The 17,683-nt window shown below is 36.7% G+C and carries 17 protein-coding genes; 11 read left to right on the top strand and 6 right to left on the bottom strand.

Going from position 1 to position 17,683, the window contains the following annotated elements:
• Positions 1-272 precede the first annotated feature (272 nt).
• Positions 273-1,427 (bottom strand): tyrosine-type recombinase/integrase, encoded by a 1,155-nt coding sequence (locus tag J2743_RS06030; RefSeq protein ID WP_209625676.1) that lies wholly within the window; start codon positions 1,425-1,427, stop codon positions 273-275.
• Between the two features lie 69 nt (positions 1,428-1,496).
• The gene (locus J2743_RS06025) at positions 1,497-3,251 is read right to left on the bottom strand and encodes a PAS domain-containing protein (RefSeq protein WP_209625675.1); all 1,755 of its coding nucleotides are present in this window, start codon (positions 3,249-3,251) and stop codon (positions 1,497-1,499) included.
• Between the two features lie 200 nt (positions 3,252-3,451).
• Here J2743_RS06025 and J2743_RS06020 point away from each other — a divergent pair, with 200 nt between their 5' ends.
• The 6 genes from J2743_RS06020 (at position 3,452) to J2743_RS05995 (ending at position 9,297) form a co-directional block, all read left to right on the top strand.
• Positions 3,452-4,732 carry an anaerobic sulfatase maturase gene (locus J2743_RS06020; RefSeq protein ID WP_209625674.1) on the top strand — a complete coding sequence of 427 codons (1,281 nt, stop codon included), beginning with the start codon at positions 3,452-3,454 and terminating at the stop codon, positions 4,730-4,732.
• 147 nt (positions 4,733-4,879) lie between these two features.
• Positions 4,880-7,801 carry an arylsulfatase gene (locus tag J2743_RS06015; protein ID WP_209625673.1) on the top strand — a complete coding sequence of 974 codons (2,922 nt, stop codon included), beginning with the start codon at positions 4,880-4,882 and terminating at the stop codon, positions 7,799-7,801.
• A gap of 103 nt (positions 7,802-7,904) precedes the next feature.
• Positions 7,905-8,249 carry a hypothetical protein gene (locus J2743_RS06010; RefSeq protein WP_209625672.1) on the top strand — a complete coding sequence of 115 codons (345 nt, stop codon included), beginning with the start codon at positions 7,905-7,907 and terminating at the stop codon, positions 8,247-8,249.
• 192 nt (positions 8,250-8,441) lie between these two features.
• Positions 8,442-8,687, top strand: coding sequence for a hypothetical protein (locus J2743_RS06005; RefSeq protein WP_209625671.1), 246 nt, complete (start codon positions 8,442-8,444; stop codon positions 8,685-8,687).
• A gap of 41 nt (positions 8,688-8,728) precedes the next feature.
• Positions 8,729-9,091 carry a DUF5518 domain-containing protein gene (locus tag J2743_RS06000; protein WP_209625670.1) on the top strand — a complete coding sequence of 121 codons (363 nt, stop codon included), beginning with the start codon at positions 8,729-8,731 and terminating at the stop codon, positions 9,089-9,091.
• 47 nt (positions 9,092-9,138) lie between these two features.
• A complete protein-coding gene (locus J2743_RS05995; protein WP_209625669.1) occupies positions 9,139-9,297 on the top strand; it encodes a hypothetical protein in 159 nt (52 codons plus the stop codon).
• Positions 9,298-9,340: 43 nt separating this feature from the next.
• Here the strand turns inward: J2743_RS05995 and J2743_RS05990 are convergent, their stop codons facing one another.
• The 4 genes from J2743_RS05990 to J2743_RS05975 form a co-directional block, all read right to left on the bottom strand.
• The gene (locus J2743_RS05990) at positions 9,341-10,825 is read right to left on the bottom strand and encodes a TrkH family potassium uptake protein (RefSeq protein WP_209625668.1); all 1,485 of its coding nucleotides are present in this window, start codon (positions 10,823-10,825) and stop codon (positions 9,341-9,343) included.
• A 4-nt stretch (positions 10,826-10,829) separates the two neighbouring features.
• Positions 10,830-10,982, bottom strand: a complete 153-nt coding sequence (locus tag J2743_RS05985) for a hypothetical protein (RefSeq protein ID WP_209625667.1) — start codon at positions 10,980-10,982, stop codon at positions 10,830-10,832.
• A 285-nt stretch (positions 10,983-11,267) separates the two neighbouring features.
• The gene (locus tag J2743_RS05980) at positions 11,268-12,032 is read right to left on the bottom strand and encodes an ABC transporter permease (RefSeq protein ID WP_209625666.1); all 765 of its coding nucleotides are present in this window, start codon (positions 12,030-12,032) and stop codon (positions 11,268-11,270) included.
• 1 nt (position 12,033) lies between these two features.
• Positions 12,034-12,975: an ATP-binding cassette domain-containing protein gene (locus tag J2743_RS05975; protein ID WP_209625665.1), complete on the bottom strand. Its 942-nt coding sequence runs from the start codon at positions 12,973-12,975 to the stop codon at positions 12,034-12,036.
• A 364-nt stretch (positions 12,976-13,339) separates the two neighbouring features.
• Here J2743_RS05975 and J2743_RS05970 point away from each other — a divergent pair, with 364 nt between their 5' ends.
• From J2743_RS05970 to J2743_RS05950, 5 genes are all read left to right on the top strand, one after another.
• Complete coding sequence (locus J2743_RS05970; RefSeq protein ID WP_209625664.1) at positions 13,340-13,891, top strand: hypothetical protein; 552 nt, start codon at positions 13,340-13,342, stop codon at positions 13,889-13,891.
• Positions 13,892-14,091: 200 nt separating this feature from the next.
• The gene (locus J2743_RS05965) at positions 14,092-14,922 is read left to right on the top strand and encodes a hypothetical protein (RefSeq protein WP_209625663.1); all 831 of its coding nucleotides are present in this window, start codon (positions 14,092-14,094) and stop codon (positions 14,920-14,922) included.
• 295 nt (positions 14,923-15,217) lie between these two features.
• Complete coding sequence (locus J2743_RS05960; protein ID WP_245248091.1) at positions 15,218-16,588, top strand: MBL fold metallo-hydrolase; 1,371 nt, start codon at positions 15,218-15,220, stop codon at positions 16,586-16,588.
• A gap of 94 nt (positions 16,589-16,682) precedes the next feature.
• Positions 16,683-17,156: a pyridoxamine 5'-phosphate oxidase family protein gene (locus tag J2743_RS05955; RefSeq protein ID WP_209625662.1), complete on the top strand. Its 474-nt coding sequence runs from the start codon at positions 16,683-16,685 to the stop codon at positions 17,154-17,156.
• A 39-nt stretch (positions 17,157-17,195) separates the two neighbouring features.
• Positions 17,196-17,681 (top strand): TspO/MBR family protein, encoded by a 486-nt coding sequence (locus tag J2743_RS05950; protein WP_209625661.1) that lies wholly within the window; start codon positions 17,196-17,198, stop codon positions 17,679-17,681.
• Positions 17,682-17,683: the final 2 nt, after the last annotated feature.

Below are 17,683 nucleotides of genomic sequence, written 5' to 3'. Positions count from 1 at the left end.
AATTATTTTAATTTGCCATAGAAAGTATAAATCTCCATTTTCGGTTGTAAACAAAATGGATCACTAACAAGCTGAAACAACGTTAACTCCATAATAAAATACTTTTTATAATATATAAATAATTGGTTTTAAATGTGCGATTAATATTAGTATTTTTAGGTTGATATGACATTCCCAAATTATAACGAGCTCATATTTTATGAATAAATCAAAGAGAAAAATAGGAAAAAATAAAAAGAACCCCTAAACCCAGTTACAAAGTGTTAAATTTTTTACTTAACATTTGTAGAATTAATCAGCTGTTTTAAATACTTTAAGTGTTCTTTAATCTCATTAAGTTCCTTATCTTTCTTATCCAGCTTTTTAATAAGAAGTTCATACTCTTTGCTGGTTATAGTTTCAGTGATTTTAGGCTTCCTTCTGACAGTTAACCCATCAACTGATTCTAAATATATGGTTTTTAGAGTTTTGATCTCATCAACGGAATGATAATCAATGTTATCATCTAAATTTTGACCTAAAAACGCATCAATTGTTTCATCATCAACATTTGATTGGTGCATGTGATTTTTGAAATACTTCCGAAGCATGGTAGAAGAAAAAAACCGTCTTTTATCCGTTAAATATCCTAAACCGGCCCTATTATTCGCCCGTTTAAAAATTGAACCATGAGCATATTTACTTATTGCTTGATTTTTTGAATTTACAAAAAGGGGATCATCTAAAGATTGAACAGATTTATTGTTTCTTTCACGGTCTATTAAATAATTTAATATGGCTAATGACGATTCATGAGAATTAAAGGTAACGTAAGATCTTCCTGTCCTAATTTTTTTGATTTTCCAGGTTCCAACCAGAGTATCCATCTTAAAAAGTTCATCAGCAACTTTTCTAAAATTTAACACTCCCTGATTTAAATCCATGTACTCTGAAATTGAATTAATAAAATCACCATAGGTTAAAAGTCTTAACTCCCTAGCCTCCATACCCGAAGATAAATGGAGTAGTATCATGGCTTTATCCCTTAAATTGCTTAACTCTAGTACTTCTTTAATTTGATCACTTGAAATGATCTTACTGTTACTACCTTTGTTAGTTTCTGGAATTGTTATGTTTTTAATAGGATTTGTACCAACTTGGAATTCATTGTAAAATGCCCTTATGGTGTCTAAATTGTTGACTATTGTGGTTGGAGATTTACCAGTTTGTTTCAGTTCTTCAATGTAACTGTTTACCAGTTCATCAACTTTCATGCCTTTCCTTTTTTGAGCATCTTGAATTAATTCAGACGGATTTTTACCGGCGAAATCACAGTATGACCTAATGCGCCCAATGTATACTGCTTTAGTTGATTTGGAGAGCTTTCTATTCTCAATGAAATTATTAAAAAATGGATCCTTTGAAATTTCTAAATTTAATTCATTCATAAAAACTACCTGAAATTATCTCACATTTTTGTTTAATTATATTATATTCTCCATAAAAATGTTTGCCCATTAACTGTTCTCAAAGATTTTTTCAAATGTTTTGAAGATGTCTTTTTGATTATGTTCTGGTCTTTCTTCTTTCAGGACAATATCATTGAGAAGTGCCATTAAATCATAGATAATGTCAGTTAAAATCGTTTCTCTTTCTAAAAATCCTTGTTCTAATCCTTTCTGCAAACCGATATCTGTGACTATCCCAATCAACCCTGTGTAATTCATCTTTTCATTATAGATTGGTGTAACTGTTAAAATTGTCCATACTTTATTGTTAGTCTTGTTTAAAAATTCAAACCCATCATATCGAATTACTTTAGTTTTGGACAGATTTTCGGGTTTGTAAAATTCTACTTGTTCTGTTATGAAATTTTTTATATGTTTTTCCAATATTTCGTTTTTGGAAAATCGTAACAAATCGGACATTTGTTCATTCAAATATTGGATTATTCCCTTTTTATCTAAAATAAAAATTCCAGCAGCTGATTTTTCTACTATATATTTGTATTGTCTTTCACTGTCAACAAGTTTCTTTTCCATTTTTTTACGTTCAGTAATATCAACGTGCACCCATAATCTACCATAAGGTTTATTTCCCACAAATATGGGTATAAAATCCCGTAAACAGGTTTTTTCACGGTTAAGATGAATTTCTTCACCAGTTACAGGTTCCCATCTTTCGATAATTTCATTAATACGATTAATTGCCTCATCAGGATATTTATAAACAGGTTTAATCTTTTCAATGAGTTTTGCTGTAGTGAACCCTGTTAATTCCTCTGGAGATTCATTAAGATCAAAATAGTCACAGAATGCAGGATTTGCAAATTCGATCAACCTTTCTTCTGTTACCAACAAAATACTCGCACCTAAATTGGAAAGAATAGTATAAAATCGTTTTAAAGTTGTTTGAAGCCTTTTTTCAGCTAATTTAAGATCAGTTAAATCATTAACCGAAGCTATGGTTCTTTTTGTTCCAGGAATCATTGCCACGTCAATTCGTATGATTTTTATATTTCCTTCTATGTCAATAAAACGAGCCTCATAACTACTTGGTGGTGTTCCAATAGCATTTCTACGCATAGAGTGATATTTTTCCAATGTTTCCAGATCTTCTTTCAGTACCATACCTTTCCAGCTTTTTTTACCTTCTACTGATTCTTTAGAATAACCGGAAAGGGTTTCAAACTGGGTGTTAACCATTAAGATGGTGCTATCTTCATCCACAATAATACTTGCAGTTCCTGTATTTTCAAACAGAGTTCTGTAAAATGATTCTGACTCTCTTAAACGAGCTTCCATTTCTTTTATTTCAGTAACATCTTGTACTGTGCCCCTTACAGAAATTATTTTGTTATTATTATCCTTCAGTGGTTTGCCAATAATGTGGATAACCCGTTTCTTACCATCCGGCCTTATTATCCTCAAATCGATTTCAGCATCATTTCCGGTTTTAAACACATATATCACTGTATCGTGAAAAAGATTCCAATCTTCAGGATGTACCACCTTCTTTTGATCGTAGTATTTAACCTGTCCCTGTTCAATATCATACCCTAAAACTTTAAAAACTCCCTCAGTCCAGGTTGGATCCCATGTTTCCGGGTCCAGTTCCCAAAAACCAAAATGAGCAATTGATTGAGCTTCGATAAACTTATTTTCAATGTCTTCTAAAGACATTTTTAATGTTCTTATTTCTCCCTTTCCATCATTTTTTGGTTGGCAATCCTTCAATTCAGAATCAAGTGATTTTTTATTGGTTTTTTTCATGAAACCATCCGATAATCTTCTAAATTAACTATAATGATGTTATATATAACTATAACAAATTTCTTAATAATATTTTCGAATCTTTGACAAAATATCAAATTTGATCTGGTAGTTCTTGAATATTCATTAGAATAACAAAATTAATAAAACATTAATCTAATGAAAATTTATGGAAAAAATATCTGGTAGGTGATATTTTGATGAAGTCGGATTCATTGATGAGCTTCCATTTGATGGCGAAACCAACTGGTGCAATTTGTAATTTAAACTGCAAATATTGTTTTTATACTCCTAAAAAGGACTTATATCCTGATCAATCCCTAAGAATGTCGGATGATGTGTTAAAAGAATATACTCGCCAGTATATCCGCGCACTTAACATTCCAGAAGTTACTTTCGCGTGGCAGGGTGGTGAACCCACTCTTATGGGTATTGATTTTTTTAAAAAAGCTTTAAAATATCAAGAAGAATACAAAACCCCTGGAATGCAGGTTTTTAATACTATACAGACCAATGGAATTCTTTTAGATGATGAATGGTGTGAATTTCTAAGTGAAAATAATTTCTTGGTGGGAATAAGTATTGATGGCCCTCAAGAACTTCATGATGTTTACCGTAAGGATAAAAAGGGAAACCCTTCTTTTATGAAAGTGATTAGAGCTATACAGTTAATGAAAAAGTATAATGTGGAATTTAATATATTGGCAACTGTGAACCGGGTGAATGCTGACCATCCCCTTGAGGTTTACAGGTTTTTCAGGGATGATATTAGTGCCAATTATATACAGTTCATTCCCATTGTGGAATTTGAAAAAGGTTCAGATGGAGAATTTAAAGTTTCTGAGGAATCTGTGAGAGCGGAACAGTATGGAAAATTTTTATCTGCAGTTTTTGATGAATGGATCAAAAAAGACGTTGGTAAAATTTTCATCCAGATATTTGACTCTTCTCTGGCCTCATGGGTCAAATATCCTTCATCAGTATGTTTATTTGCCCCAACATGTGGAACATCCCTCATACTAGAACATAATGGAGATGTTTACTCCTGTGATCATTTTGTTGATCCTGAACATTTACTGGGTAATATAATGGAAACTCCTCTGGAAGAACTGGTGTATTCACCTATGCAAGTTCAATTTGGACAGGATAAGTTTGATGGGCTTGCTAAAAAATGTTTAACATGTGATGTGAATTTTGCATGTCATGGAGCCTGTCCAAAACATCGTTTTTGTGACTCTGATGGTGAAATCCCTTTAAATTATCTTTGTTCCAGTTATAAACAGTTTTTTGAACATATAAAATGGCCCATGATTATAATGGCCAACTTACTTAAACAAGGCAAACCACCTGCCGATGTGATGCCTATTCTTGCTGGAGAACCTGAAACCTTAAAATACGTTTTTCCAAAAATAAATCGTAACGACCCTTGCCCTTGCGGAAGCAATCTTAAATTCAAAAAATGTCATGGAAAAGTCAAATGAACTAAAAATAATATTTTTTTAAATTCTTATTTTTTATTGTACATTTAAAACCAATAATTATTTATGAAACGTTTTATCATAAAAATCCTCAATCAAGAGGAGGAATTATATTTTATAATAAAATTCTCAACATATAGGAGGGATTAAATGACTACTGAAATAAATGATAAGGGGAAAATCGTCATAGTCGCTGCGTATCAGGACATTGAAAAGGCTGAAAATAATTTTGACCAGTTGACTGAACTGGCAAAGGATAAACAGATTAAAACAGACGGTATGATCATTGTTGAGAATAATGAAGATGATAAATTACGGGTTAGGGAAACTGGTGATAGTCTCGGCCGTAAAGGATTGGGATGGGGTGGCAGTGTTGGTCTTTTAGTGGGACTTGCTGCACCACCACTTTTAGCATCAGTAGCAGTTGGTGCTGCTGCAGGAGGCCTTATAGGTAAATTTACCAAGAAAAAATTAGAAAGTGGTATTGGAAAGGGTCTCGGAGAAAATTTAAAGCCAGGCACAGCAGCCATTTTAACCATTGTGGAAGAAAAAGATAAATTAATCGCTGAACAAGCATTAACTGATTCACCAGCCAAATCTGTGGCATCAATTGATAAAAAAGGACTTAAAGGTTTAAAAGATGCACTTGCTGAGGCAGGAGGTAAATTTAACCCGGATCGTACTGTACTGCCCATTCCTGATCGTGAATTTGGTGGTACTGCAGGTCGCACACTACATGAATCAGTTGCAGACTGGACCATGATACCCGGGCCACAGGCACCGGAGGATGCTCCCAACGTTTTACTCATTTTAATTGATGATGCAGGATTTGGTAACATTGGGTCCTTTGGAGGTCCAATAAACACCCCTAACTTCAGCCGTGTTCAGGAAATGGGGATCACATACAATAGCTTCCATGTAACTGCAGTATGTTCTCCTACAAGGGCATGTCTGTTAACCGGGCGCAACCAGCATCGGGTAGGTTTCGGTTCAATTGCAGAATATTCTGGACCATTCCCTGGCTATACTGCTGCCAAACCTAAAAGCTGTGCCGCTTTCCCCCGTGTTCTCAAGGAAAACGGGTATGTTACCGGTGGTTTCGGTAAGTGGCACCTTACTCCTGATAATGTTCAAGGAGCAGCTGGACCCTTCGATCACTGGCCCCAGGCATGGGGATTCGACCACTGGTGGGGTTTCTTGAGTGGTGCAGCAGGACAGTACGATCCCATAATCACCCAGGATAATGCAACAATAGGTGTACCCGAGGGCAAAGATGGGGAACAATATTACTTCCCTGATGACATCACAGACAAGGCTGTGGAATGGTTGCATGCAGTTAGAGCCCAGGATGCCCATAAACCATGGATGATGTACTATTCCACTGGATGTGCACATGCACCTCACCATGTAGCCAAACAGTGGGCTGATAAATATAAAGGCCAGTTTGATGAGGGATGGGATGTTCTGCGTGAAAAAACCCTGAAACGTCAGAAAGAACTTGGGATAGTTCCCGAAAATACCCAATTAACCGAACGACCTGATCTTTTCCCGGCATGGGATTCCCTGAGTGAAAATGAAAGGAAATTATATGCTCGGCAAATGGAAGTTTACTCTGGTTACTCTGAAAATGCAGACTGGAATGTTGGACGGCTTTTAGATGAAATTGAAGAGATGGGAGATCTGGATAACACACTCATCATCTACATCTGGGGAGATAACGGTGCAAGTATGGAAGGCACACTAACTGGCTCCTTTAATGAAATGACATTCCTTAATGGCATAGTACTGGATGCTGAAGACCAGTTAAAACTCATTGAAGAGTACGGTGGGATTGATGCCATTGGTGGTATCCACACTGCCCCTCACTACGCAGCTGCATGGGCTCACGCCGGTAACACACCTTTCCAGTGGGGTAAACAAATGGCAAGCCACTTGGGAGGTACTAGAAATCCCATGGTCATAGCCTGGCCCAATAAAATCAAACCAGATAGCCAGATGCGCCCACAGTTCACCCATGCTATAGATGTAGGTCCCACCATACTGGAAACCATAGGATTACCTGAACCAAAAATGGTGGATGGAATCGAACAGGAACCAACGGATGGAACCAGTTTTGCCTACACTTTCGATGATATGGAAGCTGAAGAACGTCACACTATCCAGTATTTTGAAATGTTTGGTAGTCGTGCACTTTACAAAGATGGCTGGTGGGCAGCTTCAAAACCAGACAGAATACCATGGGACTTATCACTAGAAACACTCCAAGCATTTGGACCAGATAGTAATTGGGACCCAGATAAAGATGCACCCTGGGAGTTATATTACCTTCCTGAAGACTTTTCACAAGCTCATGATGTTGCAGCAGATAATCCAGACAAGGTCAAAGAACTGCAAGATTTATGGTGGGAAGAAGCCGAAAGAAATCGGGTTTTACCATTGATGGGCGGTTTGTCTGTTTTTTATGGAATACTCCCCCCATTACCCACCATCACCCGATATAACTTTGCTGGAGATGTGCAAAATGTGCAGCGTGGTATGGTGCCCCGTATTTACGGACGGTCTTATGCCATTGAAGCAGAACTATCAGTCCCTGAAGAAGGGGCAGAGGGTGTTATTGTAGCTAACGCTGACTTTATCGGAGGTTTTGGTCTTTGGGTGGATGGAGAAGGATTGTTACACCATACTTATTCCATGCTTGGTGTGGAAACTTATAGGCAGACTTCCAAGGAGAAAATACCAAGTGGTGACGTTAAAATTAAGATGTTATTTGAAGCGGATGAACCTAAACCTGGTACTGGAGGTCATGTTACCCTATTTGCCAATGGTAAGGAAATTGGTTCCGGTAAAATGCCAAAAACCGTTGCTGTTACATTTTCTTCCTACGCAGGTATGGATATAGGTCGTGACAATGGCCTGGTTGTTGACCGGGATTATGAGGATAAAGCTCCCTATGCATTTACTGGAACAGTTAAAAAGGTGGTCTTTGATCTTAAGCCCAATGCCCATGAAGATGAGGAAAAAATCCATGAAATTGAACAACAATCAAATATTGCCCATGGAAGTGCAGGTTAACTTGATTTAGCCAAAAGGATGAAAAAATAAAAAGTTTCATCTTTTTTAGAATCTTTTTTAGAAAAAACTTGTTCCTATTTGATTAGTTAAAGGAGTGATTAATATGGAAAAGAATCCATTAGGAGAACTGGAAATACCAGATGAAGGTCTCATAAAAGCAGAATTGCAACAAGAAATCGAAGCCCGCATTGCTGCTACTGTTGAAAGCCTATTTGTATTAGATGTTGAACTAGAAACATTTGTAAAACTAGTTAAACAGAATGTAGAGGATAATAAGGACAATCCTGACAATTTGCAAATCCTTTATGACTACCTAGATGAGATGTGGGGTGCAGTAATAGCTAATGAACTTCGAGATGTTTTATTAGACACTATCTGCATAGTTCAGGATTGTAAACATGAATTACAGGATGTTTTAGAAGAATTGGAGGAAACTTTAGAAAAATAATCCTTTGAAAATCTTTAAGGAGGTTTTAAGATGTTAGGTGAGCGTAGAAGGACCCGGAGGAGAACTAGAAGAAGGGTTAGAAGAAGAGTTAAGAGAAGATAAAACTGTTTAAGAGTTTAAAAATGGAAATTAAAATAATTTGATGAGGAATATTGAATAATAACTGAATAATAACATGATGGGAGTTTTATTATGCCTAGTTTAGGACCTCTGGGAAGAGGCGGAGCAAGAAGAAGAACCAGAAGAAGAATGTTGATGATGGAATCCGTGGCAAATCAAAACAGTAATAATCAGGATGAACCGGATAACGAAAGAGTGGCACCGCCAGAAGAAGATGTTTCAACTGATGAAACCATGGAAATATTGGAAAAGTTAGCCAGACTCTTGGTAGATAAAGAAGTTATAAGTGAATCAGAGTTTAACTTGTTATTTGGATGATGTGTTGATTTGGTGCAAAATGATCTGAAAGGAGATTAAAAATGGTTAAGTGGGGACCAGTTATTGTAGGTTTTATACTAGCTGTAATACTGGCAAATCTTTTTGCAATTTACATAAACCCTTACTGGGGAGTGAATTTAGCCCTATTCCTTTGTGGAATGATAGTTGGATTGTGGGTACATGAAGGAGTAATTGGAGGACTGTGGAACGCAACAATAGCCGGGGCATTCGGATCAATAGTTCTTGCAATACTGCTTATAATTGGTGGAACCATCTTCGGCGGCCTTGCAGGATTTGCAGCAGCATTAGCCACTGGAATTGCCATGGTAATAATCTCTCTTATTTTGAACATGATATTCATGGGGATAGGTGGAGCAATTGGTGGTTTAATTCGAGGAGATTAAACCACTTTTTACATATATTTTTCTATTTAATTTAAGGAGGTGGAACTATGGTCAATAAACAACAAGCAAGTGGTGGATCACTAGTAGGATTTGCTATTATTTTCTTAATCCTTTTCTTACTATTCCCAATTTTCACTTGGTACTTAATGTGGTTTGCAATAATAGCAATGCTAATCGCAGGTTTTATTTCATTATTTACAGAATGAATAAAAAAAATTAAAATCTTTTTTTCTTTTTTAATCTTTTAATTTACTTCCTCACAACATTGTTAATCGTAATTGCTATCAGAAGTAACACCGGCCAAATTTCTAATCTGCCCATCCAGAAATCAATTATGAAAACTATTTTCACCAAGGCTGGTGAGTTAGGGGTCATTATTCCACTGGAAAGACCAACATTACTCAGGGCTGAGGCTACTTCAAATATCACCCTGGAAATGTCAGGATAGTAAATCAAAACAATGATGACACTTACAATGTACACTAAAAGATAAGTTGATAGGAATGCCCCGGTTAACCTTATAACATCATCAGTTATCTGCAAATCAGTTAGGTGATGTATTTTTTTAGCCATAACAGCCTTACCAGGCAATATAAATGATGTCACCTGCCATGATATTCCTTTAAGCAGTATGCCCAGTCTCAACCATTTGATACCCCCACCAGTAGATAGGGATCCTGCACCAATGATCATGATTATGGTCATGAGGAAGGTGCCCAGCCCAATCCATTTACTAAGTATATTGGGGTAAAATGCGGTTTGCAGTCCAGTGGTGGTGATGGCTGAGACCATTTGAAACAGACTGTACCTCAGGTTAAGCAGTAAATTATTCCCATAAACCTGGTTGTTGTAGAGCATGAACGTTACCAGGATTGTGGTAATTATAATTAGAATATAAGCAACTTTGGTCTCTATATCTTTGAAATACTCCTTCCAGTTCCCTTTAAGGACTGTGTAGTGTAAGGCATAGTTGGTAGCACCAATCATCATTATAATCATGGCTGCAATCTCTATCCAGACGCTGTTATAATACAGAAGACTTTCATTGTGCATTCCAAACCCACCAGTGGATAAAGTGGTGAATCCATGGAAAACAGAATCAAAAATAGGCATTCCCGCAATATAATAAAGGATTATAGCTATAAAAGTAAATGATACGTACATGTAAACAATAATTCGAGTTGAATGTTTAATACTTGGGACCAATCTTTCTTCCCGGCCTTCTGCAATGTAAAGACGCAAAACATCAGCACCAGTGGATCTTAAAAGGGCTAAAAGAAGAAATATTATTCCAAGACCTCCAATCCACTGGGTAAAAGCCCGCCAGAATTGTATGGTATAGGAAACTGCATCAAGATTGGAATACATACTGAAACCAGTGGTTGTAAATCCAGACATGGCCTCAAAGTAAGAGTTAAGATAAGATAACTCTCCGGAAATATAGTAAGGTAAAGCCCCCAGTGCACCTGCAATAAGCCAGATAATGGTGGAGAATACCATGGCACTTTTCAGTGACATTTTAATTTCAACTTTGAATATTTTAGCAAGAATTAATCCAGCAACAGCACTAATACCTGCAGATAAAAGAAATGGAACAAAATATTGATTTTCATGATAAATAAGAGCTACAATAAGTGGGATCAACATGGCAACAGCCAGGAGTAGACAGGTGTTTCCGGTATGGTGCAGAATGGTTTTAAGTTCCCTTCTACTTAACCTGTGGATAAGTTGCATTTAATCACCTTATAAAAAACCTTATGAAAAAATACTCACCATCCATTTTTAACCTATGATCTACAGATGATGTTGAAATCATATCATAACAAAAAGAGATAAAACCCCATTTAAGTCTTTCAGCACCAATAACTACCATTTTAATTGTTTTTTTCATTGTTCCACCTTTAATAGACTAATTAAGGGTTAAAAATAACGCTTGATTAACTAATCAAGAATAACAGATGGTTATGTGCCTTATAAACTTTTTTAACCTTTTATTGGTAGATCAAATGACTATATAAAACTTTCGACGAAAAAACTTATAAAAATATTCTGATAAATTATTAAAACTCCCAAAGTATGATATTTTAATGTTTTACATGTTTTATTTAAAAAATAAGAATAAAAAAACAGATGATTCTCCAAATAAATCCCAATTATAAATTATTGTTCATTTTTTTTACATTAAACTCTGTTCCTTCTTGCTGAAGACCAGTGCCGAGATCAGGATCATGACCAGGGCAAAGAAGGTTATAACCACCATATCCACATATAGTGGCAGTGATGATGAATTTAGAATAATTGCCCTAAGTGCATCAATACCATAGGTCAGGGGATCCAGGTAGACTGCTGTCTGTAACCAGGTTGGTAATCCTGAAACCGGGAATAAAGCACCGCTCAGGAGGAAAAGGGGCATTACAATGAAGCTCATGATAAGGTTAAATCCTTCCATACTGTCCGTGAATGAAGCTATTAAAAGACCCAGTCCAGACAGGCCTAAGGAGATGATAGCTATGACCACCATGGATGCCAGGAGAGTGATAATGTCCATTGGAACATTAACCACAAAAGAGAGTATTAATAACACGAAACCCTGAATAAGGACTGTGGTACTGATTCCTATGGCTTTTCCCAGTACAATGGAAGGACGAGAGATGGGAGCTACCAGGATCTCCTTCAAAAACCCAAATTGCCGGTCCTGTATCACGGAAAGTCCAGAAAATATGGAAGTGAATAAAATGGTCTGTCCTATGATTCCTGGAAACAGGAAGGCCTGGTACCCTTCAGGAATACTACTAAATTTTATGGCAGAACCCAATCCAGTTCCAAATATCAGAAGCCATAAAAGTGGTGTTATCACTGAAGTCAATAAGCGGGACCGGTAACGGAGGAATCTTTTATTTTCCCTGAGCCATATAGTGTAAATTCCTTCAAGTTCCGCCATTTTATCTTTCCCCCTGTATGGTTCTACCGGTGTATTTGAGGAAAACATCCTCCAGGTTAGGATGTTCCAGTTCTATGGAGTAAACAAAGATGTTATGTTTATTGGCAAAATTCACCAGTTCTGCCACCAGATTCTCACCACGCTCCACCATCAGCTTGATTTCAGAATCTTGGAGGTAAACCTCCTGTACAAAGTCCAGGTTTTCAACCAACCCTGTGAACTCTTCCAACTTATCCACATGCACAGTAATAGTATCTGCTTTAAGCTCCCTTTTTAAGTTTTTAGGTGAGTTTGAAGTGATTATCTCCCCTTGATTAATTATGGCTACTTTTTCACAGAGTTTATCCGCTTCTTCCATATAATGGGTGGTCATCAACACTGATACATCCTGATGCTGGTTCAATTCCTTAATATATTCCCAGATACTTTCCCTAGTCTGAGGATCCAACCCCAGGGTAGGTTCATCCAGAAAAAGAACTTTAGGATGATGTATAAGTCCCCTGCCAATTTCCAGTCTGCGTTTCATCCCCCCAGAATAGGTTTTAACAAATTCATCTGCCTTCTGACCCAGGGCAATAAGATCCAGTATTTCTTCAATACGCTTTTTTCTCACATCTTTAGGCACTCCATAAAGTGATGCGTGCATTTGCAGGTGTTCACGTCCAGTGAGCATATCATCCAGGGCCCGGGACTGGAAAACAATACCAATAGATTCCCGTACCTCTTTAGGGTTTTTGATAATATCATAACCATTAACTTTGGCTGAACCACTGGTAGGATGCAGAATAGTGCATAACATGGATATCAATGTGGTTTTACCTGCCCCATTAGGACCTAAAACTCCGTAAACACTATTTTTAGGAATTTTGAGGTTCACACTATTAACTGCTGTGAAATCATCGTATTTTTTGGTTATATTCTGGGTTTCGATGATGTAATCCATGATTTTCCTCCTGGAAAAAATAATATTAATCAAGTGTTGTTAATTGGGTGCTGATAAGATTTAATTTTTTTCATAAGGTTCATCTTATCCTGAAACCTTCTGTTCTTGTAACTGTTTTTCTAAGGTTTTTATTCTGTTCCAAATCTCCCAGAAAGGCTATTAAGAAACAATCAGGCGAACATCTGAGAAGTACTATTGACGATTAACAGATGGAAGATACCAATTTAAAAAAAAATCATATAAACTTATTTTCATGAGATTACATATTAAATAAAAGAATGTTCATAACCAAAAATTGAGACAACAAATTAATAGGTTTTCGGCAGTTCTAGAAGATGCAACTGATGCCTGGAGGTTTCTGAAATTGAAAAACAGCAATATTTTGAAGATGGGACTCATAGGAACAATTATTTTAATTGTTTTATCGTCTGGTTGCACTAGTTCTTCTACGAACCAACCTAAAACGTTTTCTGATGGTGTTTCAAGCTTCAATTATCCTGCTGATTTCGATAATGTCACATATTCATCTGAGAATAACACAAATTTTAGTTCATCTATGCAAGCAATTGCTAAACTAGAAAACACGGTTCCTCTTAGCGTACATAGTATATATGTAGCTAAAAATACAAGTTCAATTTCCCCCAAGGAAATAAGAGATAGACTCGTTTCAAATGTTAAAAATATGTCTACAGGTGAAATATTAGCTAGTGCTACTGAAACTAACTCTAACAGTGTCGTTGTAAAAAAAATTATTTATACAGACGAATACGCATTTTGCATGAGGGAAGTACATGTTAACATGCATTTTAAAATCAATGACACTGTATATGTAATTTCAGTTTTTGGGCCTGATTCAAATAAACAACAAATCATGGATACGGCCAATATTATTTTCCAATCAATAACAGCAATGTAGAAAACAACTAGAAAAACCAGGAAACATTATCGGCTAATAATTTTTTTCTAGAATAAGCAAGGAATGTTACTATGGATAAAAATAATAGCATTTTAAAGGTTGTAACAATTCTTCTTGGTATTGGAATAATTATTGGATTTTTAATAATTTTTTTAAATTCCAGATCTCCTTTAGATATGTTGTTTATTAGTATGGGTCTGATGGTAGTTATTATTGGATTTCATACTCAAGGTGTTGAAATTAATAAGACAATTACTTATTTTGTGGCCATGGGCACTGTCAACGTGGTCCAATGGTTAATTGTTGCCTATACTTTATGTTTTATGGGTCAGATTCGTTTATATGGAGATTTTCTTATTATTCTGATGATTGCACCATTAATGAGCATTTCCCTAGCTAATCAGATTCATAAAAAAAGCCTGAAATCCCACGAAAACGAGAATATAACATCAGATAAGATGAAGGGGAGGTTAGATGATAAGGTAAGGGTTGTGTTGACATCTATAGGTTTTGTGATAATGCTAGTCTGTTTATGGAGTTTCATATTCTCTAAATCTCCTTTAGAATTATACGGCAGTTTTATAGGAATTATGGCTATTATCTGGGGATTTTATCGGGACAAAAATAATAAAACATCTTCTGATTATACGCCTGGTATGTCTCACCTTAAAATGTATCGTGAGAGTAAAAATATCAAAGTAACAGTTAATTATTCTCTGGCCATGGGAATTGTTTTAATATTCCAACTGTTGATTATTTGTTATATCATAATTTACTATCAATCTGAAATCCAAGGCATCCCCTTTGTCTTATTTATCACCTTTTGGGCCACTTTCTATTTTTATGTTCAAATCCGTGAAAGCGACCTGAAATACATTGGAAAAAGAAGGAAAAAAAGAAAGGTAAATAATGGTTATTTAGTCTGTGATAAATGTAATGGTTACTACAAACTCCAACCTGACGAATCACCAGACGACTTCACCGATGAATGCGAATGCGGAGGAAAACTAAAATATTGGGACAGTATCTAAATACCGTTTTTTTATAATCATTTTTACGAAATATATCCTCATCCCAAAAACTTTATCAGATGATTAAAGGATTGGACAATGAAAATGAGAAACTGCGAAGGTTGAACAAGCAACTTATCTAAAGTCCATTGAATTAAAAACTGAATAACCCCAACAAGCAGATATCGTATGAAAGAGAGTGAATTAAGGATAAATCTAAATAATCAATATCATATCAAACATTATCACATAGAATAAAAAATAAAACAAACCACATACAAAAATACAATTGGTTTATAATCAGGGGGATTGATTCTTGATAGTTGAACTGGTAAAATCAGAGGGAATAGCTCATCACTCCTATTTTGTTGGGAACAGTGGTCGTGCTGCTGTGGTGGATCCTCGTCGGGACGTGGAAGTTTATTTAAGCTTGGCTGAATCAAATGGACTGGATATTACCCATATCTTTGAAACACACCGTAACGAAGACTATGTCATCGGGTCTTTGGAGTTGGCTGATGCTACGGGTGCAGAAATATACCATGGAAGGAACTTAGATTTTGGATATGGTACTCCAGTCATTGATGGGGCGAAATTCACCCTGGGAAGTGTGGAGTTGGAAGTACTGGAAACTCCAGGTCATACCCTGGAAAGCATATCCCTAGCATTAAGGGATATGGGAGTTTCTAAAGAAGTTCAGATGGTCTTTTCTGGTGATGTGATCTTTGCTGGGGAAACTGGACGTGTTGATTTTTATGGTGTTGACAGAAGGCCGGAGATGGCTGGATTACTTTACGACAGTCTGTTTAGTAAAATACTGCCACTGGGTGATCATGTTATTTTATGCCCTGCCCATGGTGCGGGTTCTGTTTGCGGGGCAGACATACGCCAACAGGATTACACAACTGTGGGTTATGAGATGAAAACAAACCCTCAACTGAATTTAGCCTCGAAAAAAGATTTTATTGATTTTAAGATTAAAGAAACACTTTACACACCCCCATACTTTAAGAAAATGGAGGAGTACAATCAAAAGGGAGCTCCGATAATGGGCAGACTCCCCTATCTGAAGGCCATGCCTGCTAAAATCCTGAAAAAAATGCAGAGTGATGGGGCTCAGATCCTGGATGTGCGTAAACCCACCAGTTTCGGTGATGGTCACATTCCAGGAAGTTTCAACATCTGGAGGGAAGGTGTTGCTGCCTTCGCTGGCTGGTTCTTAAATTACAATGATCCGATTATCCTGGTTGATGACCATGGGTATGGTCTTAATGAAGTTCGCCAATCCCTGGTTCGTCTGGGCTTTGACAATATTTATGGTTACTTGGCAGATGGTTTTCCCAACTGGTATCTCCATGCAGAAAGTGTTGATAAATTGAATCTGTGGACAGTGCAGGATCTAAAAAAACACCAGTTTGATGGTGATTTCTTCCTTCTAGATGTGCGTCAAATCGATGACTGGGAGAATGGTTACATTGAAGGAGCATATCATATTTACTTGGGAGAAGTACCTCTTAAGATGAATGAGATTCCTGGTGACACTCCTGTGGTTGTTTACTGCGATTCCGGTTATAAATCTACCGTTGCCTGTAGTTTCCTTAAAAATAATGGTTACTCCAGTTTAACTAGTGTGGTGGGGAGTATGACTGCCTGGAAGAAGGCAGGTTATCCTGTGGTAAATGATTGATGCATTCTAAATTGTATTCTAAACAGTTTATTAATGAACTAGAAAAGTTATAGAATAATAGTTATGAGTCACATAATTAATAATGGTGATGCCCTTGAACATTCTAAAAATCCCTTCCATGGATAAAAATGAATACGATGCATTTATTAGAAAACGGTATTTGAGTAAAATTGCTTTTAAAGGTGATTATCCCTATATTGCTCCTTTCCTCTATGTTTTTGATGGTGAATTTATTTACTTCCTGAGTACCATGTACGGTAAAAAAGTAGATCTTTTAAAACAGAACCCGCAGGTTGCAGTGGAGATCGAGGATTATGAAAGTGACATGTCAAGGTACTGTTTTGTGACACTTCAGGGGCAGATAAATGAGGTTAATGATGAGGGTGAAAAATTAAAAGTCAGGAAGATGTTCACTAAAATGATAAAGGACAAGAACCTCTCCTGCAACATCCTGGCCGCCCTGGGACACTCACCAGAAGATCCCCTGGAATCATTACTAAAAGAAGAACGTTCTTTCGTATGGAAACTAACTGATGTAAAGGAAATTGTGGCCCTTAAAAATTCATAATTACATTATTAGTAACTATAAACAAGGAGAATGGTAGATATGGAAGGTTTTAATGTAAGAGAGATTCCTAAATTGATTGCTGCAGTGTTGATAGTTTTTCTTTCAGGCGCAGTGGGAAGTCTAGCCACCCTCCCCCAGATAACCACCTGGTACGCTGCCCTGGCTAAACCGAGCTGGACCCCTCCTAATGATTGGTTCGGACCCATATGGTCCACCCTGTACATTTTAATTGGAGTAGCCCTTTTCCTGGTTTGGAGACACGGTTTTGACAGACGAGACGTTAGATTCGCTATCTTAATATTTGCCGTGCAACTGGTACTTAACGTGTTATGGTCCCTGGTATTCTTCGGACTTCACTCCATATTAGGTGGTTTTGTAATAATCTTCCTGCTCTGGATAGCCATACTGGCCAACATGATCGCTTTTTATGTTATATCCAAGCCAGCTGGACTCTTATTTATACCATACTTGATATGGGTCAGCATTGCGTCCTACCTTAACTACAGCGTGTTAATGTTAAACTAACA

Source organism: Methanobacterium petrolearium (genome assembly GCF_017873625.1).
GTDB lineage: Archaea > Methanobacteriota > Methanobacteria > Methanobacteriales > Methanobacteriaceae > Methanobacterium > Methanobacterium petrolearium.
The sequence above is the reverse complement of the archived record's forward strand: the minus strand, read 5'-3'. Positions and strand labels throughout refer to the sequence as shown.

Coding starts and splice junctions, on each gene's coding strand:
- J2743_RS06030 (WP_209625676.1), bottom strand. CDS start 1,427: ATGAATGAATTAAATTTAGAAATTTCAAAGGATCCATTTTTTAATAAT.
- J2743_RS06025 (WP_209625675.1), bottom strand. CDS start 3,251: ATGAAAAAAACCAATAAAAAATCACTTGATTCTGAATTGAAGGATTGC.
- J2743_RS06020 (WP_209625674.1), top strand. CDS start 3,452: ATGAAGTCGGATTCATTGATGAGCTTCCATTTGATGGCGAAACCAACT.
- J2743_RS06015 (WP_209625673.1), top strand. CDS start 4,880: ATGACTACTGAAATAAATGATAAGGGGAAAATCGTCATAGTCGCTGCG.
- J2743_RS06010 (WP_209625672.1), top strand. CDS start 7,905: ATGGAAAAGAATCCATTAGGAGAACTGGAAATACCAGATGAAGGTCTC.
- J2743_RS06005 (WP_209625671.1), top strand. CDS start 8,442: ATGCCTAGTTTAGGACCTCTGGGAAGAGGCGGAGCAAGAAGAAGAACC.
- J2743_RS06000 (WP_209625670.1), top strand. CDS start 8,729: ATGGTTAAGTGGGGACCAGTTATTGTAGGTTTTATACTAGCTGTAATA.
- J2743_RS05995 (WP_209625669.1), top strand. CDS start 9,139: ATGGTCAATAAACAACAAGCAAGTGGTGGATCACTAGTAGGATTTGCT.
- J2743_RS05990 (WP_209625668.1), bottom strand. CDS start 10,825: ATGCAACTTATCCACAGGTTAAGTAGAAGGGAACTTAAAACCATTCTG.
- J2743_RS05985 (WP_209625667.1), bottom strand. CDS start 10,982: ATGAAAAAAACAATTAAAATGGTAGTTATTGGTGCTGAAAGACTTAAA.
- J2743_RS05980 (WP_209625666.1), bottom strand. CDS start 12,032: ATGGCGGAACTTGAAGGAATTTACACTATATGGCTCAGGGAAAATAAA.
- J2743_RS05975 (WP_209625665.1), bottom strand. CDS start 12,975: ATGGATTACATCATCGAAACCCAGAATATAACCAAAAAATACGATGAT.
- J2743_RS05965 (WP_209625663.1), top strand. CDS start 14,092: ATGGTAGTTATTATTGGATTTCATACTCAAGGTGTTGAAATTAATAAG.
- J2743_RS05950 (WP_209625661.1), top strand. CDS start 17,196: ATGGAAGGTTTTAATGTAAGAGAGATTCCTAAATTGATTGCTGCAGTG.